We start from the raw sequence: 23,550 nt of genomic DNA, 5'->3' as shown, positions 1-23,550 counted from the left end.
GCCCCCCCGCCGCGGGGTGCCGCATCCTCCGGCCGTAGCCGCGTTCAGCTGTGGAACAGCACGCTGCGGCACGCCAGGTGCAGGGCGAGGCGCTCGTCCGGGTCGGCGAGGTCGACGCCGAGCACGTGGCGCACCCGTTCGATCCGGGTCGCGACGGTGTTGCGGTGCACCCCGAGCACCGCCGCGGTCTCGGTCAGCGACGACTCCGCGTCCAGGTAGGCGGTCAGCGTCGTCAGCAGGTCCCCGGGCCTGCCCTGCAGGGGTTCCAGCATCGACCTGGCGGCGGGCAGGAAGGTGTCGGTGCGGGTCCAGGCCAGCAGCAGCGCCCCCAGGCCGAGCCGGTCGACGTGGACGAACCGGCCGCTGGTCGTGCGTTCGGCCGCGAGCCGGGCCGCGTCCCCGGCCTCGCCGAGGGTCCGGGCCAGCCCGCCCGCCCCGCGGTGCACCCGTCCCACCCCGGTCGAGGTCGGCAGGGACTCCCGCAGCAGCCACTGGGTGCGCCGCGCGGCCGTTGCGTGCTGCTGCAGCTCGCCGGCGACGGGCTCGTGGTCGAACGTCGTCCAGGCGTTCCACCCCGGCCCCTGTTCGACGACGACCGCCCGCAGCCGCGCCGTCTCCACCGCCCGCAGCACCTGCTCCCGGGCCGCGACTACGTCCACCGAGGACGGCACGTCGATCCGCAGGCCCGCGTGCCAGCCGTCGAGCGACCAGCCCGCGTCGAGCGCCCGGCGCCGCAGCCCGGCGGGGAGCGGGTCCCCGGCCTGCAGGATCTCGGCGAGCAGCGCCGTCCGCAGCCGCGCGTCGCGCTCCACGGTGAGCCGCTGCTCGGCGAGCCGCTGACGGACCGAGTTCGCGGCGACGGCCAGCGCCGCCCGCAGCGCCGCGGTCTCGGCGGGCACCCCCTCCGGCTCGGTGACGGCCAGGCGGCCGTCCGGCTGGCCCGGACCGAACGCCACCTCCAGCAGTGCCGACCCGACGGCGGGCGGCGGGGGCGCGGGGCCCGCCGGGTCCGCCGGGTCCGCGCCCGCGACGACCGAGCCGCCCGGGTCGAGCAGCCACACCGGCCGCCGCCAGGTCCGGGCCAGGTCCGCGACGAGGTCGTCGACGCCGCCGTGCGGGACCCCGCACACCGCCGCCGTCCGACCGACGAGTGCCGCGACCACCTGGTCGGGTTCCTGCAGCAGCCGGGTCGCGGTCAGCGCGGCGGCCAGCGCGTCCGGTGCGCCGAGCACCGGCAGCCCCATCCGCGCGGCGAGCAGCCGGCACGCCGGGTGCAACGGGGCGTCCCCGGCGAGCAGTACCGCAACGGCCCCGGCCGCGACGGCGCGGCGCAGCAGCACGTCCAGGTGCCAGTCCTCGCGGGGCGCGGACACCGCGACCGTCAGCAACGCCGCCCGCACCTCACCCGGGTCGGCGTGCAGGTCGGCGACGGTGACCACCCGCTCGACCGTGGCACCGTCCGGGACGGGACCGCCCAGCGAGCGCACCGCGGCCCAGTCGGGGTGCGCGAGCAGCCCGGACAGACCCAGCCCGCCGGTCACCATCCCGCCCCCGTCCCGGACGGCGCCGCCCCGCCGCGGGCCGTGGGCGGCCCGAGCCCGAACGCCTGCGGACCGACGTGGACCGCGGCGTGCGGGCGGGCCGCCCACCACGGCGGCGCGGGCAGCACCACGACCAGCACGTCGTCGCCGGAGCGGACGGCGTCGGCGGCGATCGGCGCGGCCGAGCGACGGTCCAGCAGCACGATCACCTCCGGCGACGCGGCCACCGTCTCGCCGTCGGCGAGCACCAGCAGGTACTCGTTCTCCGCCTCGATCCGCAGGACGCCCGTGCCGGGCGCGTCGACGGTGACCGCGGCCCGGCCGAACCGGCCGACGGGGGAGCGGCGCACGTCCACCACCCGGCCGTCGCCGAGCGGGTACCCGCCGAGCGCGTCCGCGACGCGGGCGGGTGCCGGGGTGTCACCCAGCCCGGCGTGCGCGTGACCCAGCCCCAGTGCGCGGCCCAGCGTGCCCAGGCAGGCGTCGTCGAGCGCGGCCGAGGCCGGTGCGGGCGCCATCACCGTCCCGGCCCAGCCGCCCGCCTGGGCGACGAACGCCCGCACGGTCAGCTCGGTCGACACCGCGTCCCCGCCGTCGACGACGACGGTCTGCCCGGCCGGCTCGGCCAGCGCCATCGGCGTCACCGCGCCCCCGGCGACGACCCGGGTCAGCTGGTCGACCCGGGGCAGCGCGCGCCCCATCAGGTCGGCGTCGACCAGCGGCAGCCCCAGCTGGTGGGCCAGCGGCAGCGGCAGCACGCCGTTCAGCCCGGCCGCCTCGAACGGCATGACCGCGGCCGGCTCGACCCCGGTCCAGCGGACCAGAGCGCGCACGGCCGCGGGCAGCTCGTCGCCGGAGGGCAGCTTCTCGCCCAGCACCCGGGTGCCGCCGAGCATCCCGACCGGCACGACCGGGGCGTCGCCGAGCTCCGCCGGGGAGTGCAGCCGGACCGGGCCCGCCGCCAGCACCGACCGCAGCACGTGGGCGTACACCCGGGCGTCGCCGCCCCCGCCGGAGCCCAGCAGCAGCACCCCGGTGACGAGGGCGTCGACGTCGCCTGCGGTCACCTCCACGCCGGGGATGCTGCTAGGTCAGACCCGGTCCGTGGCGCCCGCTCCCCGGGGGACCGCCGCCTCCAGCGGTACGAACTCCACGTCCAGACCGAAACAGGCCGGCCCGAACACGGCGAGGGCCTCCGGCGTGCGCATCATGTCCGGGGTGGAGATCCCCACCACGACGACGCGCTGGCCGTAGCGCAGTGCCTCGGTGGTGATCGGCTCCCCGGACTCGGCCTCGAGCACGCAGATGAGGTCCGGGACGACCGCGACGGTGGTGTCGTCGACGGTGGCGACCAGGGTCTCGTTCTGGAAGACCGTGCGGAGCTCCGAGCCGCCGTCGAACGCGGTGAACCGGGCGGTGCCGCGGGCGAACCCGTCGACGGTGCGCCGCTCGACGTCGGTGACCTTGCCGGCGAACAGCACCCGCAGGTGCCGGTAGAGCGTCGGCGCCAGCGTGTCGGCGATCGCCGCGACCGGGTCACCGAGCTGCTCGCGCGCCTCCCGGATCGCACGGCCCAGCCGCAGCGCCAGGGTGAGGGTGTGCGGGATCGCGGTGCGGCGCACCTCGGCGCCGGACATCGGGTACTCCGCGATCAGCGCGGACCCGCCCATCCGGATGGCGGCGCCCCGCGCGAGGTGCTCCATGCGGTGGTTGTCGGTGCCGGTGTCGATGAGCACCGACTCGCCGTGGTCCCCGGCGACGACCATCGGGGACCCGGGCACGCCGTACACCCCGAAGGTCTCCATCTGCAGCTCCGGGAACGCCCGGCCCATGCCGTCGCCGTCGATCACCGGCAGCCCGGTCCGGGCCGCGACCAGCAGCGGGATCGTCGAGTTGATGCCGCCGCACTCCATCGGGATGGTCGCGTCCGCGGTGCGCCCGAGGTGCTGCTCCAGCCGGCGCAGGGCGAGCACCGGCTCGTCGCCGCGCGGGATCTTCTCGATCATCACCGTGGGCGCGCCCATCATCGCCGTCGCGATGACGAACATCTCCTCCGGCAGGTCGGCCGGATCGGCCGGATCGAGCACGGTGACCGGCCCGTGCTCGCGCATCGCCTGCTCCACCATGAGCCGTCCGATGTAGGGGTCCCCGCCGCCGGTCCCGAGCAGCGCGGCACCGCGGGCGAGGTCGGGCAGGTCGTCGGGGGTCAGGGTCCAGCTCATACCGGCGCTCCGTCCGTGGCGGTGTCGCCGACCCGTACCGGGTCGGTGTCGTAGCCGAAGTACCGCGGTCCGACGACGGTGATCGCCTCCGGGGTGTGCCAGCGCGGGTCCGCGGGGGCGGCGAGCACGCTGACCCGGTGCCCGAAGCGCAGCGCCTCGGTGGTCACCGGCTCCCCGGTCGCGGTGTCCAGCACCATGATCAGGTCCGGGGTGGTGACGACCGTCGCGCCGCCGACCTCGGCGATCAGGTGCTCGTTCTGGAAGTGCAGCACGCACCCGCCGGACAGCGTCGCCGTCCCGCGGGCGAACCCGGTGGTGGTGCGCCGCTCGACGTCGACGACCTTCCCGGTGTGCACCACGCGTCCGCCGATCTCGGCGGCGGCCGCGGCGACCGGGTCGGTGAACCCGGCCCGGGCCCCGGCGATGGCACGCCCGATACGCACGCAGAGCCCGAGGGTGCCGCGGATCATCGTCTCCCGCGCCCGGGCCCCGGTCATCGGGTAGTTCGAGATGATCGCGGTGCAGCCCATGGTGATCGTCATGGAGCGGGCGAGGTCCTCGGCCCACTTCGCGGTTGGGCAGTGCAGGACGCCGGTGTTGCCCTGCTCGTCGGTGATCGACATCGGGGTGGCGGGGACGCCGGCGATGCCGGGCAGCACCATCTGCAGCTCGGGGAACGCCCGGCCCATGCCGTCGCCGTCGACCAGCGGCAGCCCGAGCATCGCCGCACCGGCCACCGGGATCGTGGAGTTGATGCCGCCGGCCTCGATGCACGCGACGTGGGTGGGCGTGACCCCCAGGTGCCCGGCGAGCGCGGTGACCGCGCGGCCGATCTCGTCGTAGGCGGGCAGCTTCTCCACGCTCACCGTCGGCGCCCCCATCTGCGCGACGACGAACACGGCGGCGTCGTCGGGCAGGTCGGCGGGGTCGACGAGCGGCACCGGCCCGTGCTCGCGCAGCGCCCGCTGGGCCAGCAGCCGTCCCAGGTAGGGGTCACCACCGCCGCCGGTCCCCAGCAGCGCGGCACCCCGGGCGAGCGCGGGCAGGTCCTCGACGGTCAGCACGCCGGTCACCGGGTCACCCTCCGCTCCAGACGCAGGTCGCCGACCGCCTTGGCGCGGATGCGGGTCGCGTTGCCGGGCAGGTAGGGGATGGGGACCTCGTCGAAGTCGACGAGCGCGACGGAGCCGGGGTCGGCGCCGGAGGCGACCGCACGGTCGACCGCCTCCTGCTTGGCGGCGTCGACGACGGCGTCGCGGCGTCCCGGCTCGATCGCGTACACCCGGTCGACCTCCCCACCGACCTGCGCGATCGCCGCGCCGATCGCATTGGCGACGGCGAAGTTCTCCGGGCGGTGCACCGCGCCCAGCCCGGGGAAGGCGTCGGGCAGCAGCACCGAGCCGCCGCCGACGGCGACCACCGGCAGCGGGTCGGCGGAGATCCGCATGCGGTCCACGACGTCGGCGACGTCGGAGGCGATCCGGTCCAGCGCCGCGGTCACCAGCTCCCGGGACAGCCCGGCGACCAGGGAGCGGTCGCCGATGTCGGCCCGGCCCGCCGCGACGGCGATGTCGGTCGCGGTCAGGGTGTCGCCGCCGAACACCAGCGCCCGCTCGGTGAGCCGGTAGCCGACCGAGTCCGGGCCGACGGTGGGCCCCTCGGACCGTCCGGGGTCGCCGGTGCGGACCAGGGAGCCGCCGCCGATGCCGACGCTGAGCACGTCGGGCATCCGGAAGTTGGTGCGTACCCCGGCCACGCTGACCTCGACGGCGGCCTCGCGCGGGAAGCCGGCGGTCAGCACACCGACGTCGGAGGTGGTGCCGCCGACGTCGACGACCGCGCAGGTGCCCAGCCCGGACAGCACGGCGGCTCCGCGCATCGAGTTGGTCGGACCCGAGGCGAACGTCGCCACCGGGTAGCGACGGGTGTAGCCGACGTCCATCAGGGTGCCGTCGTTCTGCGACAGGTACAGCGGCGCGGTGATGCCCTGGCCCTGCACCGCCCCGGCGAGCGCGTCGACGATGTGCGCGGCGAGCTCGCGCAGCGCGGCGTTGACGATCGTCGCGTTCTCCCGCTCCAGCAGCCCGACCCGGCCGATCTCGTGGGACAGCGAGATCGGGACGTCCTGGCCCAGCTCCTCGGCGAGGATCTCCGCTGCGGCCAGCTCGCACTCGCTGGTCACCGGGGAGAACACCGAGGAGATCGCGACCGAGCGGACGCCGTGCGCGGCCATGTCCGCGGCGTGGCGGCGCAGCTCGTCCGGGTCGAGCGGGGAGATCCGGCGGCCGTCGAACTCGTGGCCGCCGTGGGCGAGGTAGCCGCGCCCGGCGATCGCGTCGACCAGCCGCTGCGGCCAGTCGACCATCGGCGGCAGCGCCGCGGTGGCGGGCAGGCCCAGGCGCAGCGCGGCGGTGGGGGCGAGGCGTCGGGCCTCGACCAGGGCGTTGACGAAGTGCGTCGTCCCGATCATCACGGCGTCGACGTCGGTGGGGGAGAACGGGTGGTCGGCCTGCAGGCCGGTGAGCGCGCCGACGATGCCGGAGGTGACGTCGTCGGTGGTCGCGGACTTGACGGCGGCCAGTACCCGGACTCCGCCGGCCGGGGCGTCGTCGAGCAGGACGGCGTCGGTGTTGGTGCCGCCGACGTCGATGCCGATGCGCATGGAGTGCTCCTTCGGTGGTGCCCGCCGCCCTCCCGCGGGATCGCGGACGGGCGGCGCGGAGTGCGGGTCAGGACGTGACGGCGGGGGCCGGGACCACGTCCGGCCGTTCGGTGCGGCTGACGCCGATCCCGCGGAGCAGCCCGAGCCGCCCGGCGACGACGTAGAGCACGAAGGCCGCCACGATCGAGTTCACGCTGGGCAGCCCGGCGTCGACGAGACCGCCGAGCAGGGCCGACGCGGCCCAGATCACCAGTGTCGCCGGCACCCAGGTCGGTGAGGTGGCGGGCAGCGCACCGGTGGTCCGCGCGGCCTCCAGGTCACCGCGCCAGCGCTTCACCACGAAGTACTCGGCGACCATGATCCCGGCGATCGGCGGGAACACCACGCCCAGCACCGACAGGAACCCGGTGAACAGGTCGAGGATGCCGCCCGCGGCCAGCAGCGAGCCGACGACGCCGAGCGCGAGGGTGACCATCGGGCGGCTGACGGTGCGCCCCAGGACGCTGCCGGCGAAGTTCACCACGCCCAGCCCGGCCGAGTAGAGGTTCCAGTCGTTGATCTTGAGGGTGCCGAGGATGATGATCAGCGTGCCGACCCAGCCGACCGACGACGTGACGATGGTGATGATGTCGTCGGACCGGATGGCGTGTGCGAGCAGCACACCGGACATGCCGATCACGTACTCGCCGAGGGTGAACCCGACGACGGTCTGCTTGACCACGTCGGCGGAGGTCCGGTTGAACCGGGTCATGTCCGGGGTGATGATCGCCCCGACGATGAAGCCGCCCGCGACCAGCGTCGTGCCCTCGACCAGCGAGATCGACGGCCCCGGCGGCGGGCTCACCATGAGCGCGCCGACGTCCTGGCCGAGCAGGGCGCTGCCGATCGACCAGCCGACCAGCACCAGGAAGGCCGGCACCGTCACGTAGGCGACCCACTGCATCGAGCCGAAGCCCCACAGCACGATCATGGTGACGACCAGGCCGAACACCAGCGACCACGCCCAGACCGGCAGCACGCCGACCAGCGAGACCAGTCCCTCGGCCGAGACCCCGGACTGGACGCCGAACCAGCCGACGAGGCTCACCCCGATCGCGACACCGATCAGTGCGCTGCCGCCGTGACCGAAGCCGGTCCAGCGGGCCAGCAGTGAGGTGTTCAGGCCCTCCTTGCAGCCGATGATCCCGACGCCGATCGAGACCAGCTCCAGGATCACCGCGCCGAGGGTGAAGGCGAGGAAGGCGTCCCAGAACCCCATCCCGAACCCGAGTGTCGAGCCGAGCAGGAACTGGCTCAGGGCCGACACCTGCCCGAACCGCTGTACCGCCACGCTCCACCACGAGTACCGGGCGTGCTCCGGAACCGTGCTCAGGGCGTAGTCGTCCGTACCGACCCCACCGCTCATCTCGGTCTCCTCTCGGCTGGTCGGGAGAACGGTAGGTGCAGGTCAGGGCCGGGTCACGGGGCGATGTGCCCGGTCCGGAGTCACCGACTGTGCAGATCGCCCTTCCCGGCCGCGGAGCGGCGGGCGTCCTAGGCTCGGTGCATGCGTTTCGGACTCTTCGTGCCCCAGGGCTGGCGCCTCGACCTCGTCGGCATCGACCCCACCGCGCAGTGGGACGTGATGCGCGGCCTCGCCGAGCACGCCGACCGCGGCGACGTCTGGGAGTCGGTCTGGGTCTACGACCACTTCCACACCGTCCCCGCGCCCACCGACGAGGCCTGCCACGAGGCGTGGAGCCTGATGGCCGCCTTCGCCGCGACGACCGAGCGGGTGCGGCTCGGCCAGATGTGCACCTGCATGGCCTACCGCAACCCCGCCTACCTGGCGAAGGTCGCCGCCACCACCGACGTCATCTCGAAGGGCCGCGTCGAGATGGGCATCGGCGCCGGATGGTACGAGCACGAGTGGCGCGCCTACGGCTACGGCTTCCCGCGACCCGGTGAGCGGCTCGGCATGCTCGAGGAGGGAGTGCAGATCTTCACCCAGGCCTGGCGCGAGGGCCGGGCCACCCTCAACGGCACGCACTACACCGTCGACGACGCCATCGTCGCGCCCCGGCCGCTCCAGGACGGCGGCATCCCGCTCTGGATCGCCGGCGGCGGCGAGAAGGTCACCCTGAGGATCGCCGCGCAGTACGCGCAGTACACCAACTTCGACGGCACCTTCGACGGCTTCCGGCACAAGTCGGCGCTGCTCGCCGACCACTGCCGCGACGTCGGCACCGACTACGACGCCATCGTCCGCTCGGCCAACTACAACGTCGCGATCGGGCACACCGAGGCCGAGGTGGAGGAGCGGCTCGCCCGACTCGTCGCCCGGCTGGAGCCGGTCGTCGGCGCGGAGAAGGCCCAGGGCGCGCTGGGTGCGTTCCGCGGGATGCCGGGCGTCGGGACCCCGGAGCAGATCGTGGAGAAGCTCTCCGCGCTGGCGGCCGTCGGCATGAGCTACGGCATCTTCTACTTCCCCGAGGCCGCCTACGACCGGTCGGGCATCGAGCTGTTCGAGCTCGAGGTCGTCCCGGCCCTGCGGGACTGACCGGTGCCGACCGCACGACGGGTGGCCGAGGACTACCTCGACCACCTGGCCGTCGAACGGGGTCGGGCGCAGAACACCCTGCGCTCCTACCGGCTCGACCTGGGGCGCTACCTCGACCACCTCGACCACCTGGGACGCACGGAGCTGACCCAGGTGGCCGAGGCCGACGTCGCCGCGTTCGTCGCGGCCCTGCGCACGGGGGAGCGTCCGCTGGCCGCGTCGTCGGCGGCGCGGGCGCTGGCCGCGGTCCGCGGGCTGCACCGGTTCGCGCTGCACGAGGGGCTGACCCCGACCGACGTCGCGGCCGGGGTGACGCCGCCCGCCCTGGGCTCGCGGCTGCCGTCCGCGCTGTCGGTCGACCAGGTCGACCAGCTGCTCGCCGGCTGCGTCTCCGACGGCCCGGTCGGACTGCGCGACCGCGCCCTGCTGGAGCTGCTGTACTCCACCGGCGCCCGGATCTCCGAGGTCGTCGGCGCCGACCTCGACGACCTGGACCCGGACGCGCGGACGATCCTGCTGCACGGCAAGGGGAACAAACAGCGGATCGTGCCGGTCGGGCGCCCCGCGCTCGCCGCCGTCGACGCCTACCGGGTCCGCGCCCGCCCCGCCCTCGCGGCACGGGGCACGGGCAGCCCGGTGCTGCTGCTCAACGCCCGCGGCAACCGGCTGTCGCGCCAGAGCGCCTGGCATGTCCTGCGGGCCGCCGCCGAGGCGTCCGGGCTGCCCGGCGACGTCGTCGCCACCGTCTCCCCGCACACGCTGCGGCACTGCTTCGCCACCCATCTGCTCTCCGGAGGCGCCGACGTGCGGGTGGTGCAGGAGCTGCTCGGGCACGCGAGCGTCGCGACGACGCAGATCTACACCCACGTCACCGTCGACACGCTGCGCGAGGTCTACGCCACCGCGCACCCCCGCGCCCGGGGGTGACCACGGACCCCGGGGCGGCGGGCCGCGGGGGAGGACGAACGACTACGTTCCGGGCCCATGCGGTACGGAGCGTGGGTGACGGCGGTCGTGGCGGGACTCCTCCTGGCCGGGTGCGGTGGTGTCGCCGCCGGGCCGGAGCAGCAGCAGACGGTGAACGAGCCCGTCGACGGACCGGTCACCCGCGTCGAGGTCGACTCCGACGCCGGGGACGTGCGCCTCGTCGCGGGGGAGAAGGCTGCGGTCGAGCAGGACCTGCGGTGGACCGGCGGCGCCCGGCCGCAGGTCGAGCAGAAGGTCGATGGCGGCGTCCTGCGCATCACCGCCCGCTGCCCGGACCAGGTCGGCGACCGCTGCCAGGCGGGGCTCGTGGTGACCGCGCCTGCCGCGTCGTCGGCGCTGGTCGACCTGCGCGCTGGCGGCATCGAGGTCCGGGGGCTGACCGGGGCGCTGGACCTGACCTCGTCGGCGGGCGGGGTCGAAGCCACCGGCGTCGGACCGGGCGACGTGCGGGCGAAGTCCAGCGCCGGCTCGGTCGAGCTGACCTTCGCCGCGGCGGCCGCGGACGTGACCGCGGAGTCCAGCGCCGGCGGCGTCGAGGTCCGGGTCCCGGTCGGTCCGGCCTATGAGGTGTCCGCCGAGACCTCCGCCGGGTCGACCGAGGTCGGTGTCCCCGACCAGCCCGGTGCCGACCACCGGATCACCGCGAAGAGCAGCGCGGGAGGCGTGTCGGTCCTGCCCGCGGGCTGAGGCGCGACACGCCGGGGCGCACCGTCGGCCGGACGGCGCCCGCCCGCGGGTAGGGTGACCGGAAATCCATACCGCGACGTGGCCCGACAGGGACGTCGCCGCACGTGGGGGCATCTCCTGCAGTGCGGTCTCAGGCCCTGACCGGGACCCGAGACCCGGCACGGTACCCGCGACGAGACCGGAGACCGCATGAACCCGACGCGGCCGGAGGCCCAGGGCAGGTTCGACGACCCGAGCGACGAGCCGGCGCCGGATCACGGGCGAGGCACCCAGACCACCAGCGAGCGCGCTCCCGAGCCCGCACCGCTGTCGGTGCACGGGCCGGCCCGCGTGATCGCGGTGGCGAACCAGAAGGGCGGCGTCGGGAAGACGACGTCGACCATCAACCTCGGGGCCGCGCTCGCCGAGTACGGCCGCAAGGTCCTGCTCGTCGACTTCGACCCGCAGGGCGCGCTGTCGGTGGGCCTCGGCGTGCAGCCCCACCAGCTCGAGTCCACCGTCTACAACCTGCTGATGGAACGCGGCGTCGAGGCCGACGAGGTGCTCCAGGACACCGGCGTGGAGAACCTCGACCTGCTGCCGTCGAACATCGACCTGTCGGCGGCCGAGGTCCAGCTCGTCACCGAGGTCGGCCGGGAGCAGGCCCTCGGCCGCGCCCTCAAGCGGTTCCTGCCCGACTACGACATCGTCCTCATCGACTGCCAGCCGTCGCTGGGCCTGCTCACGATCAACGCGCTCGCCTGCGCCGACGAGGTCCTCATCCCGCTGGCCTGCGAGTTCTTCTCGCTGCGCGGCGTCGCGCTGTTGATGGACACCATCGACAAGGTGACCGAGCGGCTCAACCCGGACCTGCGCCTGCTCGGCGTGCTCCCGACGATGTTCGACACCCGCACGCTGCACACCCGGGAGGTCCACGACCGCGTGGTGGAGGCGTTCGGGGAGAAGGTGTTCGACGCCGTCATCAACCGGACGATCAAGTTCCCGGAGACCACGGTCGCCGGGGAGCCGATCACGACGTGGGCGCCCACGTCGTACGCCGCGGAGGCCTACCGGATGCTCGCGCGCGAGGTCATCGCCCGGTGACGCTGCTCGCCGACGGCGCCCCCGAGGGGCTCGACGACGGGGACGTGGCGGCGCCGCGGACCCGGCGCTTCACCGTCCGGCTGTACAACTTCGAGGGCCCGTTCGACCTGCTGCTGCAGCTGATCGGCAAGCACGAGCTCGACCTCACCGAGATGGCGCTGCACAAGGTCACCGACGACTTCATCGCCCATCTCACCGACCTCGGCGACGACGCCGACCTCGACGAGATCACCGAGTTCCTGGTCGTCGCGGCGACCCTGCTCGACCTCAAGGCCGCGCGGCTCGTGCCCGGCGCCGAGGTCGACGACGAGGACGACCTCGCCCTGCTCGAGGCCCGTGACCTGCTGTTCGCCCGGCTGCTGCAGTACCGCGCCTACAAGGAGGCCGCGGCGCTGTTCGTCGAGCTGGAGAACGGCGCGATGCGCCGCTTCCCGCGCTCGGTCGCGATCGAGGACCGCTACGCCGACCTGCTGCCCGAGGTGCTGCTCGGCGTCGACGCGCAGGCCTTCGCCGAGCTCGCCGCCGCGGTGTTCCGGCCCCGCCCGCCGGACGAGGTCGGCGTCGACCACCTGCACGCGGTGCACGTGTCGGTGCCCGAGCACGCGGCGATCCTGCGTGAACGCCTCGCGCTCGTCGGCACGGCCACCTTCGCCGACCTGACCGCCGACTGCGTCGCGACGCTGGAGGTCATCGCCCGGTTCATGGCGCTGCTGGAGCTGTACCGGGAGCGCTCGGTCGCCCTGGAGCAGCCGGAGGCGTTCGCCGACCTGACGGTCACCTGGACCGCGGACCGCGACGACGACCCGGTCGCCTACGCCGCCGCGCTGGAGGACGAGGCCGCCGCCGCCGAGGAGGCGGTGCGGGCCCGCGACCGGCGCCGTAGGAAGAAGAACCGCGCCGAGCCGGACGCGGACCCGGCCGACCCTGACGCCGCCTCGGACGTGCCCCACCCCGAACCCGACGACGAGAGGACCGGAACCATCGGTGACTGAGCCGGACGACCGGCCGGGCTCCGACGACCCGGAGGACCCGTCCGAGCTGCTGCGCCTGATCGGCCGCACGGTGCCGCGCAGCCCGCACGCCAGTGCGTCGCCGCAGGTGGCTCCGGGCGCGGAGGGGCGAGCCGCCCCGGAGGCCGAGGGCCCGCCCGCCGCGGCCGACGACGGCGCGACCGCCGGCGCCGAGTTCGCCCGCACCGCGGGGACCGCTGACGACGTGGATCCGTCGGCGGATGCCGGGCATGGGGCGGCCGACCCAGCCGGCACCGAGCCACACACCTCGGAGAAGCCCGAGCCCTCCACCGCCACCCCCGACACGTCGGCAGACCATCGAGCGTCGCGGACCGGTGCTCGCGACGACGGATTCGTAACGCTCGACGCCGGGCTGAGCAACGTGGCCGGACCGGGGAACGACGCCCGGCCGGACGACGCAGCAGGGCCGGAGAACGCAGCATGGCCGGACGACGCGGCAGGGCCGGAGGGGACAGACGGCCTGAAGGCCCACGGAACCGAGGACTCCCGAGCGGAGGAACCCGGAACCCAGGACGAGCCGGAACCCGAGGACCCCGAGTTCCACGAGCTCGCCGACGACACCGAGCTCGAGCACGCCCTGGAGGCCCTGCTGCTCGTCGTCGACGCCCCCGTCGACGAGGCGTCCCTGGCCACGGCGCTGCACCAGACGCCGTCGCGGATCCGGCAGACGCTGCATCGGATGTCGCTGGCCTACACCGCCGACCGGCGCGGCATCGACCTGCGACGGGCGGGGGAGGGGTGGCGGTTCTACACCCGCGACCGCTACGCCCCCTACGTCGAGAAGATGCTGATGGACGGCCAGCGCGCCCGGCTGACCCGGGCCGCGCTGGAGACCCTCGCCGTCGTCGCGTACCGCCAGCCGGTCACCCGTGCCCGGGTCTCCGCGGTCCGGGGCGTCAACTGCGACGGCGTGCTCCGCACGCTCCTCACCCGGGGGCTGGTGGAAGAGGCGGGCACCGAGGAGCACACCGGGGGGACGCTGTTCCGGACCACCGAGCTGTTCCTCGAACGGCTCGGGATATCCTCGGTGGCCGAGCTGCCCCCGCTGGCACCGCTGCTCCCCGACATCGACGCGATCGACGACCTGGACAGCTGACCCCGGCCCGGGAACGTCGACACCGGACCCGGCGCGCGCCGCCTGTCGGCGCCGCAGCCGAGCACGCCGGGTACCGTCGGTACCCGGCCGGTCCGGCGCCCTGCCGACGACCACCCGGCCCCACCGATTCCGGCCCTGACATTCCTGGACGAGGCAACAAGTCATCATGAGCAACACACACGACCCCGACGGCGTCCGGCTCCAGAAGGTGCTGGCCCGCGCGGGCGTCGCCTCCCGGCGCGCGGCGGAGGACCTCATCGCGCAGGGACGCGTGCAGGTCGACGGCGAGACCGTCCGCGAGCAGGGCCGCCGGATCGACCCGGAGACCGCGGTCGTCCACGTCGACGGCGCCCGGGTCACCCTGCGTGACGACCAGGTCTACCTGGCGCTGAACAAGCCGTACGGGCTGCACTCCACGATGTCCGACGACCTGGGCCGGCCGTGCATCGGTGACCTGCTCGCCGACCGCGTCGAGATCATGAACACCGCGCAGCGGCTGTTCCACGTCGGCCGGCTCGACGCCGAGACCGAAGGCCTGCTGCTGCTCACCAACGACGGCGAGCTCGGCCACCGGCTGATGCACCCGTCCTACGAGGTGCCCAAGACCTACCTCGCCGAGATCGAGGGCAAGATCGCCAGGGACCTCGGGCGACGGCTGCGCGACGGCATCGAGCTGGAGGACGGCATCGCCCGCGTCGACGCGTTCAAGCTCGTCGACGCCGTCCCCGGCCGCGCCACCGTGCAGCTGGTCCTGCACGAGGGCCGCAAGCACATCGTGCGGCGGATGCTCGCCGAGGTCGGTCACCCGGTGCTCCGGCTGGTGCGGACTCACGTCGGCACGGTCGCGCTGGGCAACCAGCGGCCCGGCAAGCTCCGCCCCCTCGACCGTGTCGAGGTGGGTTCCCTGTACAAGGCGGTCGGTCTCTGATGGCCGTGCGGGCCCTGCGGGGCGCGACCCAGGTCGACGCCGACGACCGGCAGCAGATCCTCGACCGGTCCGCCGAGCTGGTCACCGCGGTGCTGGAGCGCAACGAGCTGGTTTCCGACGACATCATCTCGATCTGGTTCACCGCCACGCCGGACCTCACCGCCGAGTTCCCGGCGTACGCGGCACGGCTGCTCGGGCTCACCGACGTGCCGCTGATGTGCGCCACCGAGATGTCGGTGCCCGGCGCGCTGCCGCGGGTGCTGCGGCTGCTCGCCCACGTCGACACCCCGAAGCCGCACTCGGCGATGCGTCACGTCTACCTGCACGGGGCCCGGGCGCTGCGCACCGATCTACCGCAGTAGGACACCCCGCCCCGTCGTGGCGGGGGCCGACCGGCGACAATGCCGGACGCAGCACACTCGAACACGGTGGGGGAACAAGGTGGCCTTGCGGGGCGTCGTCGCGATGGACGGTCCGTCCGGGACGGGCAAGTCGACCGTCTCCCGGCGGCTGGCGCAGGCCTGCTCTGCGGCCTATCTGGACACCGGGGCGATGTACCGCGCCGCGACCCTGGCCGCGCTGCGCGCCGGGCTGCGGGAGGGCGCGGCGGAGGACGAGATCGCCCGCGCCGCCGTCGGGGCCCGCCTGGAGTCGGGCACCGACCCGGACGGGCCGACGATCACCCTGGACGGCGAGGACGTCTCCGTCCCGATCCGCGGCCCGGAGGTGACCGGGTTCGTCTCGGCCGTCTCGGCGGTGCCGCAGGTCCGCGCCGAGATGGTCGCCCGTCAGCACGCCCTGATCCGCGCGGCCGTCGAGAGCGGGGGCGGGATGGTCGTCGAGGGCCGCGACATCGGTACCGTGGTGGTGCCGGACGCGCCGCTCAAGGTCTACCTGACGGCGTCGCCGGAGGTCCGCGCGGCGCGGCGCGGGCGGCAGGACGAGAAGGCGGGCCGCAAGGCCGACCTGCACGTCACCCTCGCCGACGTCGAACGCCGGGACCGGCTCGACTCGTCGCGGCGGGTGTCCCCGCTCTACGCGGCGGCGGACGCACTGGTGCTCGACACCGACCACCTGTCGGCGGACGCGGTGCTGGCGAAGCTGCGCGAGCTCGTCGCCGCGCGGGGGCTGGACGGGTGAGCCGGGCGCGTGCGCTGCCGGAGCACGCTCTCGGGTGGCTGCACGACCTCGGCCGCTGGATCGGCACGTGGGTGTGGGTGCCGTTCTTCCGGGTGCGGATCCGGCACCGGGAGCGGATCCCGGCGACCGGTCCGGTGGTGCTCGTCGCGAACCACACCGCGTTCGTCGACGGACCGCTGCTGTTCGGCATGTTCGGGCGCCGCGTGGTGTTCCTGGTGAAGGCGGAGATGTTCGCCGGGATCGTGGGGACGTCGCTGCGGTGGCTGGGGCAGGTGCCGGTGCGGCGTGACGTCGTCGACCGGAGGCCACTGACGACCCTGCTGGAGGTCCTGCGCGACGGCGGCATGGTGGCCGTCTTCCCGGAGGGGACCCGCGGCACCGGCGAGCTCGGCGGCGAGATCGGCAGGGCCCGGCAGGGCGCGGCCTGGCTGGCCCGTTCGGCTTCGGCGCCGCTGCTCCCGGTGGCGGTGCGCGGCACGCACCGCCCGGCGGGCGCGGCCCGCCGCTTCCGCCCCCGGGTGGACGTGCTGGTCGGTGACCCGCTGCCGGCGCCGACGGCGCCGGGACGGGACGGCCTGGCCGCCGCGACCGCCCAGGTCACGGAGGCCCTGCGGACACTGGTCCGCGAACTGGACAACGAACACAGGCAAGTGACACGGCCGGACGCGGCCGGGGACGTGAGAGAGCAGTGAGCGAGAACAGCGAACGCGGAACGAGCCTCGGCGCGGCGCACGACGCCGGCGTCGGGATCGGTGACGCGGCCGACCGGGCCGAGATGGACCGGCTCGGGCTGGACCCGGCCGAGTTCGTCGCGGTCGACTCCGACGGTGTGGTCACCGCCGGGATCGACCCCGACGAGGTCCTGGCGACCCCCACCCTGGCCGTCGTCGGCCGTCCGAACGTCGGCAAGTCCACCCTGGTCAACCGGATGCTGGGCCGTCGCGAGGCGGTCGTGCAGGACGTGCCGGGGGTGACCCGTGACCGCGTCGTCTACGACGCGCTGTGGAACGGCCGCCGGTTCAAGCTGATGGACACCGGGGGCTGGGAGCCCGACGCCGACGGCCTGCAGGGCTTCGTCGCCCGCCAGGCCGAGACCGCGATGCGGATCGCCGACGCGGTACTGCTCGTCGTCGACGCCACGGTCGGTGCGACCGCGACCGACCAGGCCGTGGCGCGCGTCCTGCGGCGCGCCGACGTCCCGGTGATGCTGTGCGCCACCAAGGTCGACGACGACCGGCTCACCTCCGACACCGCCGACCTGTGGCGGCTCGGGCTCGGCGAGCCGCACCCGGTGTCGGGCCTGCACGGCCGCGGCTCCGGTGACCTCCTCGACGCGGTCCTGGAGATCCTCCCCGAGACCCCGCGCGACGACTTCGGCGCGTCCGGGGGCGGTCCGCGCCGGGTGGCGCTGGTCGGCAAGCCGAACGTCGGCAAGTCCAGCCTGCTGAACAAGCTGGCGGGCGAGGAGCGGTCGGTCGTCCACGACGTCGCGGGCACCACCGTCGACCCGGTCGACTCCCTGGTCGAGCTCGACGGCCAGGTGTTCCGCTTCGTCGACACCGCCGGCCTACGCAAGCGGGTCAAGATGGCCTCGGGCATGGAGTACTACGCCTCGCTGCGGACGAGCTCCGCGATCGAGTCGGCCGAGGTCGCCCTGGTGCTGATCGACGCCTCCGAGCCGATCGCCGAGCAGGACCAGCGAGTCCTGACGATGGTGGTGGAGTCCGGGCGCGCCCTGGTCATCCTGTTCAACAAGTGGGACAAGGTCGACGAGGAGCGCCGCCACCAGCTCACCCGCGAGCTGGAGCGCGACCTGATCAGCGTGCGCTGGGCGGAGCGGGTCAACGTGTCCGCGCTGACCGGCCGGTCGACCCAGCGGATCGCGCCCGCGCTGAACCGCGCGCTGGCGTCCTGGGACACCCGGGTGCCGACCGGGCGGCTCAACCAGTGGCTCAACGACCTCGTCGCCGCGACCCCGCCGCCGGTCCGCGGCGGCAAGCAGCCGAAGATCATGTTCGCGACGCAGGCGCAGACCCGTCCGCCGACGTTCGTGCTGTTCACCAGCGGGTTCCTCGAGGCGGGCTACCGGCGCTTCATCGAGCGGCGGCTGCGCGAGGAGTTCGGGTTCGGCGGCACGCCGATCCGCGTCTCGGTCCGGGTCCGCGAGAAGCGCGCCCGGAAGAAGTGATGCGGGCCCTGCGCGGCCGTCCCGGCGCGCGGACCTGGGAGCTCGGCCGGATCGACACCCCGGTCCCCGGTCCGGGGGAGCTGCTCGTGCGGGTCCGGGCGGCCGGGGTGAACCGGGCCGACCTGCTCGCGCTGGGCGGTGGCTACCCCGTCCCGCACGCCGACGACGACGGCTCCTTCACCGCAGGCATGGAGCTCGCGGGTGAGGTCGTCGCCGCCGGTCCGGGCGTCACCGGCGCCCCGGGCCGCGGGCCGGGGGACCGGGTGTTCGCGTCCGCCCCGGCCGCGTTCGCCGAGTACGCCGTCGTCGACGCCCGCCGCGCCCTCCCCGTCCCGTCCGGGCTGACCTGGACCGAGGCCGCCGCGCTGCCGGTCGCGCTGGAGACCGCGCACGACGCGCTGGTCACCCAGGCCGGGTTCGTCGCCGACGGCGGCGCCGTCCTGGTGCTCGGGGCAGCACCGGGGTCGGGCAGGTCGCGATCCGGCTGGCCGCTGCGCTGGGGGCGTCGCCGGTCCTCGCGACGACGACCTCGCCCGCCAAGCGCTCCGCGCTCGTCGACGCGGGGGCGATCCCGCTCGTCGGGATCGATGCGCTGGGTGATCTCGACGGGCCCGTCGACGTCGTGCTGGACCTCGTCGGCGGCGACCACCTGGCGGCCGCCCTGTCCGCCGTGCGGATCGGCGGGACGATCGTGCAGATCGGCCGGCTCGCCGGGCCGTCGGCGACGCTGGACCTGAACACCCTGTCCTTCCGCAGGCTGCGCCTGATCGGCACCACCTTCAGCGTCCGTGGCACCGACGAGCGTGCCGCCGTCGCCGCCGCCCTGACGCCGGTCCTCGGCCTCGTCGGTGACGGGCGGGTGCGTGCCACCGTCGACCGCGTCGTGGCTCTCGACGACGCCCCGGACGTCGTCGCGCACCTGCGGTCCGGCAGTGCCGTCGGCAAGGTCGTGATCGAGATGTCCGGCTCGTGACGCCACGCCCGCCCCCACCGGCGCCGCCCCGATGTGACGGTGTCGAGTGACGGCGCAGAGGTGACGGTGCCGGAGTGACGGCCGTCTCCGGCGGCCGGGTGCTGCCTGCGAGCCCTCGATCCTGCTCGCTCGGCGCACCGTCACCACGGGCCCCCTGGAACGGTGACGACACGGTCACTATCGTGGCCGGACGTGAGGGAGACACCGGCCGAGGTCTTCCACAGCCGGGTCGCGGAGCTGCACCTGCTCGCCGAGGCGCTGCGCGACGCCGTCGCCGTCGGCGCCTCGGCCGTGCTCCTCGGCGGCGACGCCGGGGTGGGCAAGACCCGGCTGGTGTCGGAGTTCGGCCGGACCGCGACGAGCGGTGGCGCGGTCGTGCTGTCCGGCCGCGCGCTGGACATCGCCGACGCCCCGCCGTTCTGGCCGGTCGTGTCCGCCCTGCGCGAGCAGTCCCGCAGCCGCGGCGCGCTGGGCCGGGAGTGTGCCGCCGCACTGTCCCGGCTGGACCGCGCCGATGGTCCGGCCGGGCGGGTCGAGATGCTGGGAGAGCTGGCCGCCGTCGTCGAGCGGGCGGCCCGCCGGGCGCCGGTGGTGCTCGTCGTCGACGACCTGCACCGCGCCGACCGCTCCACCCGCGACCTGTTCGCCTACCTGCTGGCGGCGCTGTCGTCGTCGCCGGTGCTGCTGGTCGGCACCTACCGCGACGACCCGGCGGGCGGTGTCCCGGTCGACCTCCTCGGGCTCACCGGGGAGCTGCGCCGGCACCGTGGGGTGCGTTTCGCCCGGGTGGAGCCGCTGCCCCGGCACGAGCTGGCCGAGCTGGTCGCGCGGTGGGCACCCGAGCGGCACGACGTCGAGGACCTGGTGTGGCGGCACTCCGGTGGGAACGTGTTCCTGGCCCGCGAGACCGTCCGCGCCGTGCTCGACGGGGACCCGCACGGCGTGCCGCAGACCGTCCGCGAGCTGGTGCGGGCCGGCGCCGCCGGGCTGTCGGCGGCGGCGATGACGGTCGTGCGGGCCGTCGCGGCCGGGGTCGGGGAGGTCGAGCACGCGTTGCTGGCCGCCGTCGTCGACGTCGACGGGGCGGAGCTGGCCGCCGCCGTGCGGGAGGCTGCCGACGCCGGGTTCGTCGTCGTCGCCGGTGCCGACGGCTACACGCTGCGGCACGGTCTGATGACCGAGGTCGTCTCCGCGGACCTGCTCCCCGCCGAGCGGGTCGAGCTGCACGGCCGCTACGCCACCGCGCTGCACGGCGGCCACTGCGTCCCCGGGTCGGCGGCCCGTCTCGCGCACCACTGGCAGCTCGCCGGGCGCCCGGACGAGGCGCTGGAGGCGACCCTCGACGCCGCGCAGGAGGCGGAACGGCTGCGCGGCTACGCCGAGGCGCACCGGCACTGGCTGCGCGCGGCCACGTTGCCGGTCCCCGCCGCCGTCCGCGACCGCAGCCGCTACCTGGAACGGGCGGCGGCCGCCGCGGCCCTGGCGGGCGACCACGGCTCGGCCGTGGCGCTGCTGGCCGAACGGCTCGGCGAACCCGACGCGCCCAGCGGCACCGGGCAGGCGGTGCTGCGGTCCCGGCTCGGCCGCTACCTCGGTGCGGCGGGTCAGCTGACCGAGGCCGAGGGGGCCCACCGGCGCGCCGTCGCCACCCTGCCCGCCGACGACGACCCGGACGACACCGCCGTCGCCGCCCGCGCCGAGGTCCTCGCCGGGTACGCGGCCGCGCTCCTCGACCGGGCCGACTACGCCGGTGCCCGCACCGTCGCCGAGGAGGCGCTGGTCGCGGCGCGCCGGGTGGGGGAGCCGCGGGCACTGGCGTCGGTGCTGGCGACGCTCGGGTTCGGTGCCGCGCACTCCCGCGACGGCACCGCCGGGCTCGACGCGCTGACCGAGGCGGTCGCCGTCGCCGAGGCCGGCGGCGACCCGGAGACGCTGGGGGAATGCCTGGCCCGGCGCGCGGAGCTGCTGACCGGCCCGCTCAACGCCCTCGACGACGGCGTCGCCGCGGCCCGGGCGGGCGCCGAACGGATGGCCGGGCTGGGGCTGGGGCGGACCGCGTCGGTGTCGCTGCGGGTGGTGGCGGCGAACGGGCTGTTCCGCGCCGGAGCCTGGGACGAGGCCGAGCGGGAGGTGGCGACGGCGTGGGCGGCCGCCCCGTCCGGTGCGCAGATGCTGGAGCTGCGTCTCGCCCGCGCCCGGCTCCGGATGGGTCGTGGCGACCTCGACGGCGCCGACGTCGACCTCACCGCGGCCGAGCTCGTCGCCGGGTCGACGGGCCTGCCCAAGCAGCGGCTGCCGCTGCTGATCCTGCGCGCCGGGCTGGAGATGTGGCGGGGCAACCCGGAGCTGGCGTTCGCCCACGTCGGGAAGGGGCTCGACGTCGTCGAGTCCGGCATCGACGACGTCTTCGCGGTGGCGCCGCTGCTCTGGCACGGCGCCCGCGCGCACGCCCAGGCCGTCCTCGCCGGACGCCCCCCCCGACGCCAGCGGGCTCCGGCGGCTGCGGCGCCACCGCCGCGACCTCGTCGAGCGCGGGGAGCGCTCCGCCCCGGCGCTACGTGGGGTGATCGCGAGCTACGAGGCCATGTGCTCCGCCGAGGACGCCCGGACCACCCCGGGCGCCGACCCGGACATCTGGCGGGGTGTCGCCGACCTGCTCGACGGCCTCGGCCAGCCCTACCCGGGTTCCTACGCCCGGCTGCGCAGCGCCGAGGCGCTGCTGTCGGGCCGACGCACCGAGGACGGCGCCGCGGATCTGCGCCGTGCCGCCGAGCTCGCCGCGGGACTGCGGGCCGGTCCGCTGCTGACCGAGATCGCCGAGGTCGCCCACCGGGCCCGGATCGAGGTGCCCACACTCGCCGCGGTCGGCGCGGTCGGTCATGCCCCGGCCGCCGTGGACGGCCCGCTGGCCCGGCTCACCGATCGGGAACGGGAGGTGCTGGAGGTTCTCGCCGACGGCGCCACCAACAAGCAGATCGCGGCCCGGCTGTTCATCACGCCGAAGACGGTCGGTGCCCACCTCGCCTCGGTCTTCGCCAAGCTCGACGTCACCAACCGCACCAGCGCCGCGGCCGTCCTGCGTGAGCACCGCGCCGACATCTAGTACTCCAGCCGCACTTCGTTAGCTGGGCTGTCTTCGTCGTCGGTAGTGGCTTTCGCGGGCTCGGTGTTGGTGACGGCGACGCCAGGTCGACCAGGCCCAGCCCACGGTGCGGGCGGGGATGTGGATCAGAGATGCCAGGAGACGTCGGATCTCGGCGAGGGTGAGCGGGATGAGCCCGCTGCCAGGTCTTTTGGGGCGATCGCCGCGGTGACCGAGAGGTAGGCGTGGGCGAGCATGGCCAGGGTGATGTGGCGGTACCAGGCGTCGTAACGCCGCACCTGGTACTGGTCGAGCCCGACCTCGTTCTTCGCGGTCTGGAAGCACTCCTCGATCGCCCACCGGGCGCCGGCGACCCGGATGAGGTCGTCGTCACTGGTGCCGGGCGGGCCTGCGCACAGGTAGTAGGCCAACTCCGGCTCGTCACCGGCGGCGATCTGGGTGTCGGTGAGGATCTGACGGCGCACCAGCAGCCAGCGCCCCCACCCGGCGGGCGCCTCCGGTGGCGGAGACAGGCTGGCCACGGCCCAGTCGTAGAGCCGCTCACCCTTCGCCCCGTCCCCCGCCGAGCGGCGCTTCCACGCCTGCTCCGGCGCGCGAGCGACCAGGTCGTCGGCGCGTCGTGACCCGGCCAGCCCGGCGATGTCAGCCTCGAGCGAGAGCGGGATCGACTGACTGCGGGGCACGGCGACGACGTAGCCGATCCGGCGCTTCTCGCACCAGGAGCGGAACTTGTAGTCCTGACCGTAGGCCTCGTCCGCAGCCACCCACGACGCCGGGACACCAGCGTCGAGGGCCCGGCCGAGCATCTGCTTGGCCAGCACGGTCTTGGTGGCGAACTCGACCTCGTCGGGCACCGCCGCAGCCCGGCAACGTTCCCGATCACCGGTCCACGACCTGGGCAGGTAAAGCTCACGATCGATCAACGTGCGGCCCCTGCCGCTGGCATAGGCGCAGAACACCCCGAGCTGGCAGTTCTCCACCCGGCCCGCAGTGCCGGAGTACTGGCGCTGCACCCCGGCCGACTTGGCCCCCTTCTTCAGGAACCCGGTCTCGTCGACGATCAGCACCCCGCCGGGCTCGCCGAGGTGTTCTGTGACGTAGTCCCGCAGGTCATCGCGCATCCCGTCGGCGTCCCAAGCCGCCGAGTTGAGCAGCCGCTGCATCCCGTCCGGCGTCGTGTCACCGGCGACCTCGGCCAGCGTCCACCCGTTCTTCCCGGCCAACGGCGCCAACAATCCACGCACATACGCCCGCGCCCGACGCCGCGGCTCCGTCCGGAAGAACCGCCCCGCCACCAGCCCGAACAACCCGTCCAGGCCGCCGGCCCACGCCTCTAGGTCCTCCTCCACCTGCACAAGATCAAAGCCTAG

General features: G+C 74.8%; 20 protein-coding genes and 2 pseudogenes. 15 read left to right on the top strand and 7 right to left on the bottom strand.

Annotated features, from left to right (window positions below):
- Positions 1-44: 44 nt before the first annotated feature.
- The 6 genes from XF36_RS14060 to XF36_RS14035 all read right to left on the bottom strand — a co-directional run bounded on the left by XF36_RS14060 (position 45) and on the right by XF36_RS14035 (position 7,830).
- On the bottom strand, positions 45-1,544 hold the full coding sequence (locus XF36_RS14060; protein WP_064485606.1) for a PucR family transcriptional regulator: 1,500 nt from the start codon (positions 1,542-1,544) through the stop codon (positions 45-47).
- Positions 1,538-2,614 carry a DUF917 domain-containing protein gene (locus tag XF36_RS14055; protein ID WP_060712336.1) on the bottom strand — a complete coding sequence of 359 codons (1,077 nt, stop codon included), beginning with the start codon at positions 2,612-2,614 and terminating at the stop codon, positions 1,538-1,540. The genes XF36_RS14060 and XF36_RS14055 overlap by 7 nt, the downstream gene beginning before the upstream one ends.
- Before the next feature lie 18 nt (positions 2,615-2,632).
- Entirely contained in the window at positions 2,633-3,763 is a 1,131-nt protein-coding gene (locus XF36_RS14050; protein ID WP_060712335.1) for a DUF917 domain-containing protein, read from the bottom strand.
- Positions 3,760-4,836 (bottom strand): DUF917 domain-containing protein, encoded by a 1,077-nt coding sequence (locus tag XF36_RS14045; protein WP_060712334.1) that lies wholly within the window; start codon positions 4,834-4,836, stop codon positions 3,760-3,762. Before XF36_RS14045 ends, XF36_RS14050 begins: the two co-directional genes overlap by 4 nt.
- Positions 4,833-6,425 carry a hydantoinase/oxoprolinase family protein gene (locus XF36_RS14040; protein WP_060712333.1) on the bottom strand — a complete coding sequence of 531 codons (1,593 nt, stop codon included), beginning with the start codon at positions 6,423-6,425 and terminating at the stop codon, positions 4,833-4,835. The genes XF36_RS14045 and XF36_RS14040 overlap by 4 nt, the downstream gene beginning before the upstream one ends.
- A 67-nt stretch (positions 6,426-6,492) precedes the next feature.
- Positions 6,493-7,830: a purine-cytosine permease family protein gene (locus XF36_RS14035; protein WP_060712332.1), complete on the bottom strand. Its 1,338-nt coding sequence runs from the start codon at positions 7,828-7,830 to the stop codon at positions 6,493-6,495.
- Between the two features lie 141 nt (positions 7,831-7,971).
- On the opposite strand from XF36_RS14035, the gene XF36_RS14030 reads away from it, so the two are divergent.
- The 15 genes and pseudogenes from XF36_RS14030 to XF36_RS35620 all read left to right on the top strand — a co-directional run bounded on the left by XF36_RS14030 (position 7,972) and on the right by XF36_RS35620 (position 22,180).
- The gene (locus XF36_RS14030) at positions 7,972-8,964 is read left to right on the top strand and encodes an LLM class F420-dependent oxidoreductase (RefSeq protein ID WP_060712331.1); all 993 of its coding nucleotides are present in this window, start codon (positions 7,972-7,974) and stop codon (positions 8,962-8,964) included.
- Positions 8,965-8,967: 3 nt separating this feature from the next.
- Entirely contained in the window at positions 8,968-9,891 is a 924-nt protein-coding gene (locus tag XF36_RS14025; protein WP_082375412.1) for a site-specific tyrosine recombinase XerD, read from the top strand.
- A 75-nt stretch (positions 9,892-9,966) separates the two neighbouring features.
- On the top strand, positions 9,967-10,638 hold the full coding sequence (locus tag XF36_RS14020) for a DUF4097 family beta strand repeat-containing protein (protein WP_060712329.1): 672 nt from the start codon (positions 9,967-9,969) through the stop codon (positions 10,636-10,638).
- A 189-nt stretch (positions 10,639-10,827) separates the two neighbouring features.
- Positions 10,828-11,721 carry a ParA family protein gene (locus XF36_RS14015; RefSeq protein ID WP_060712328.1) on the top strand — a complete coding sequence of 298 codons (894 nt, stop codon included), beginning with the start codon at positions 10,828-10,830 and terminating at the stop codon, positions 11,719-11,721.
- Positions 11,722-11,723: 2 nt separating this feature from the next.
- Positions 11,724-12,713: a segregation and condensation protein A gene (locus XF36_RS14010; RefSeq protein ID WP_414706246.1), complete on the top strand. Its 990-nt coding sequence runs from the start codon at positions 11,724-11,726 to the stop codon at positions 12,711-12,713.
- 391 nt (positions 12,714-13,104) lie between these two features.
- A complete protein-coding gene (scpB, locus tag XF36_RS14005) occupies positions 13,105-13,848 on the top strand; it encodes an SMC-Scp complex subunit ScpB (protein ID WP_238589332.1) in 744 nt (247 codons plus the stop codon).
- A 166-nt stretch (positions 13,849-14,014) separates the two neighbouring features.
- Complete coding sequence (locus XF36_RS14000) at positions 14,015-14,776, top strand: pseudouridine synthase (RefSeq protein ID WP_020622137.1); 762 nt, start codon at positions 14,015-14,017, stop codon at positions 14,774-14,776.
- Positions 14,776-15,138 carry a chorismate mutase gene (gene aroH, locus XF36_RS13995; protein WP_060712327.1) on the top strand — a complete coding sequence of 121 codons (363 nt, stop codon included), beginning with the start codon at positions 14,776-14,778 and terminating at the stop codon, positions 15,136-15,138. Before XF36_RS14000 ends, aroH begins: the two co-directional genes overlap by 1 nt.
- Positions 15,139-15,241: 103 nt before the next feature.
- Positions 15,242-15,916: a (d)CMP kinase gene (gene cmk / locus XF36_RS13990; RefSeq protein ID WP_060714688.1), complete on the top strand. Its 675-nt coding sequence runs from the start codon at positions 15,242-15,244 to the stop codon at positions 15,914-15,916.
- A complete protein-coding gene (locus XF36_RS13985; RefSeq protein WP_060712326.1) occupies positions 15,913-16,608 on the top strand; it encodes a lysophospholipid acyltransferase family protein in 696 nt (231 codons plus the stop codon). The genes cmk and XF36_RS13985 overlap by 4 nt, the downstream gene beginning before the upstream one ends.
- An 83-nt stretch (positions 16,609-16,691) precedes the next feature.
- Positions 16,692-18,104 (top strand): ribosome biogenesis GTPase Der, encoded by a 1,413-nt coding sequence (gene der, locus XF36_RS13980; protein ID WP_060714687.1) that lies wholly within the window; start codon positions 16,692-16,694, stop codon positions 18,102-18,104.
- A pseudogene (locus XF36_RS34125) lies at positions 18,104-18,379 on the top strand (alcohol dehydrogenase catalytic domain-containing protein); the annotation flags it as partial. The gene der and the pseudogene XF36_RS34125, both read left to right, overlap by 1 nt.
- A 71-nt stretch (positions 18,380-18,450) precedes the next feature.
- Positions 18,451-19,077: a zinc-binding dehydrogenase gene (locus XF36_RS32460; protein WP_082375410.1), complete on the top strand. Its 627-nt coding sequence runs from the start codon at positions 18,451-18,453 to the stop codon at positions 19,075-19,077.
- A gap of 162 nt (positions 19,078-19,239) precedes the next feature.
- A pseudogene (locus tag XF36_RS35625) lies at positions 19,240-19,707 on the top strand (ATP-binding protein); the annotation flags it as partial.
- 1,954 nt (positions 19,708-21,661) lie between these two features.
- Positions 21,662-22,180 carry a helix-turn-helix transcriptional regulator gene (locus XF36_RS35620; protein ID WP_414706245.1) on the top strand — a complete coding sequence of 173 codons (519 nt, stop codon included), beginning with the start codon at positions 21,662-21,664 and terminating at the stop codon, positions 22,178-22,180.
- Positions 22,181-22,305: 125 nt separating this feature from the next.
- Here the strand turns inward: XF36_RS35620 and XF36_RS13965 are convergent, their stop codons facing one another.
- On the bottom strand, positions 22,306-23,529 hold the full coding sequence (locus tag XF36_RS13965) for an IS701 family transposase (RefSeq protein WP_082375830.1): 1,224 nt from the start codon (positions 23,527-23,529) through the stop codon (positions 22,306-22,308).
- Positions 23,530-23,550: the final 21 nt, after the last annotated feature.

Origin of the sequence: Pseudonocardia sp. HH130629-09, assembly GCF_001294645.1 — a bacterium.
In the GTDB taxonomy this organism is placed as follows: domain Bacteria; phylum Actinomycetota; class Actinomycetes; order Mycobacteriales; family Pseudonocardiaceae; genus Pseudonocardia.
This window is presented reverse-complemented; position numbering and strand designations above follow the sequence as displayed.

What these genes read in the sequence shown, in the direction of transcription:
- XF36_RS14060 (WP_064485606.1), bottom strand. Translation starts at nt 1,544, where the DNA reads ATGGTGACCGGCGGGCTGGGTCTGTCCGGGCTGCTCGCGCACCCCGAC.
- XF36_RS14050 (WP_060712335.1), bottom strand. Translation starts at nt 3,763, where the DNA reads ATGAGCTGGACCCTGACCCCCGACGACCTGCCCGACCTCGCCCGCGGT.
- XF36_RS14040 (WP_060712333.1), bottom strand. Translation starts at nt 6,425, where the DNA reads ATGCGCATCGGCATCGACGTCGGCGGCACCAACACCGACGCCGTCCTG.
- XF36_RS14035 (WP_060712332.1), bottom strand. Translation starts at nt 7,830, where the DNA reads ATGAGCGGTGGGGTCGGTACGGACGACTACGCCCTGAGCACGGTTCCG.
- XF36_RS14030 (WP_060712331.1), top strand. Translation starts at nt 7,972, where the DNA reads ATGCGTTTCGGACTCTTCGTGCCCCAGGGCTGGCGCCTCGACCTCGTC.
- XF36_RS14015 (WP_060712328.1), top strand. Translation starts at nt 10,828, where the DNA reads ATGAACCCGACGCGGCCGGAGGCCCAGGGCAGGTTCGACGACCCGAGC.
- XF36_RS14000 (WP_020622137.1), top strand. Translation starts at nt 14,015, where the DNA reads ATGAGCAACACACACGACCCCGACGGCGTCCGGCTCCAGAAGGTGCTG.
- aroH (WP_060712327.1), top strand. Translation starts at nt 14,776, where the DNA reads ATGGCCGTGCGGGCCCTGCGGGGCGCGACCCAGGTCGACGCCGACGAC.
- cmk (WP_060714688.1), top strand. Translation starts at nt 15,242, where the DNA reads ATGGACGGTCCGTCCGGGACGGGCAAGTCGACCGTCTCCCGGCGGCTG.
- der (WP_060714687.1), top strand. Translation starts at nt 16,692, where the DNA reads ATGGACCGGCTCGGGCTGGACCCGGCCGAGTTCGTCGCGGTCGACTCC.
- XF36_RS35620 (WP_414706245.1), top strand. Translation starts at nt 21,662, where the DNA reads ATGTGCTCCGCCGAGGACGCCCGGACCACCCCGGGCGCCGACCCGGAC.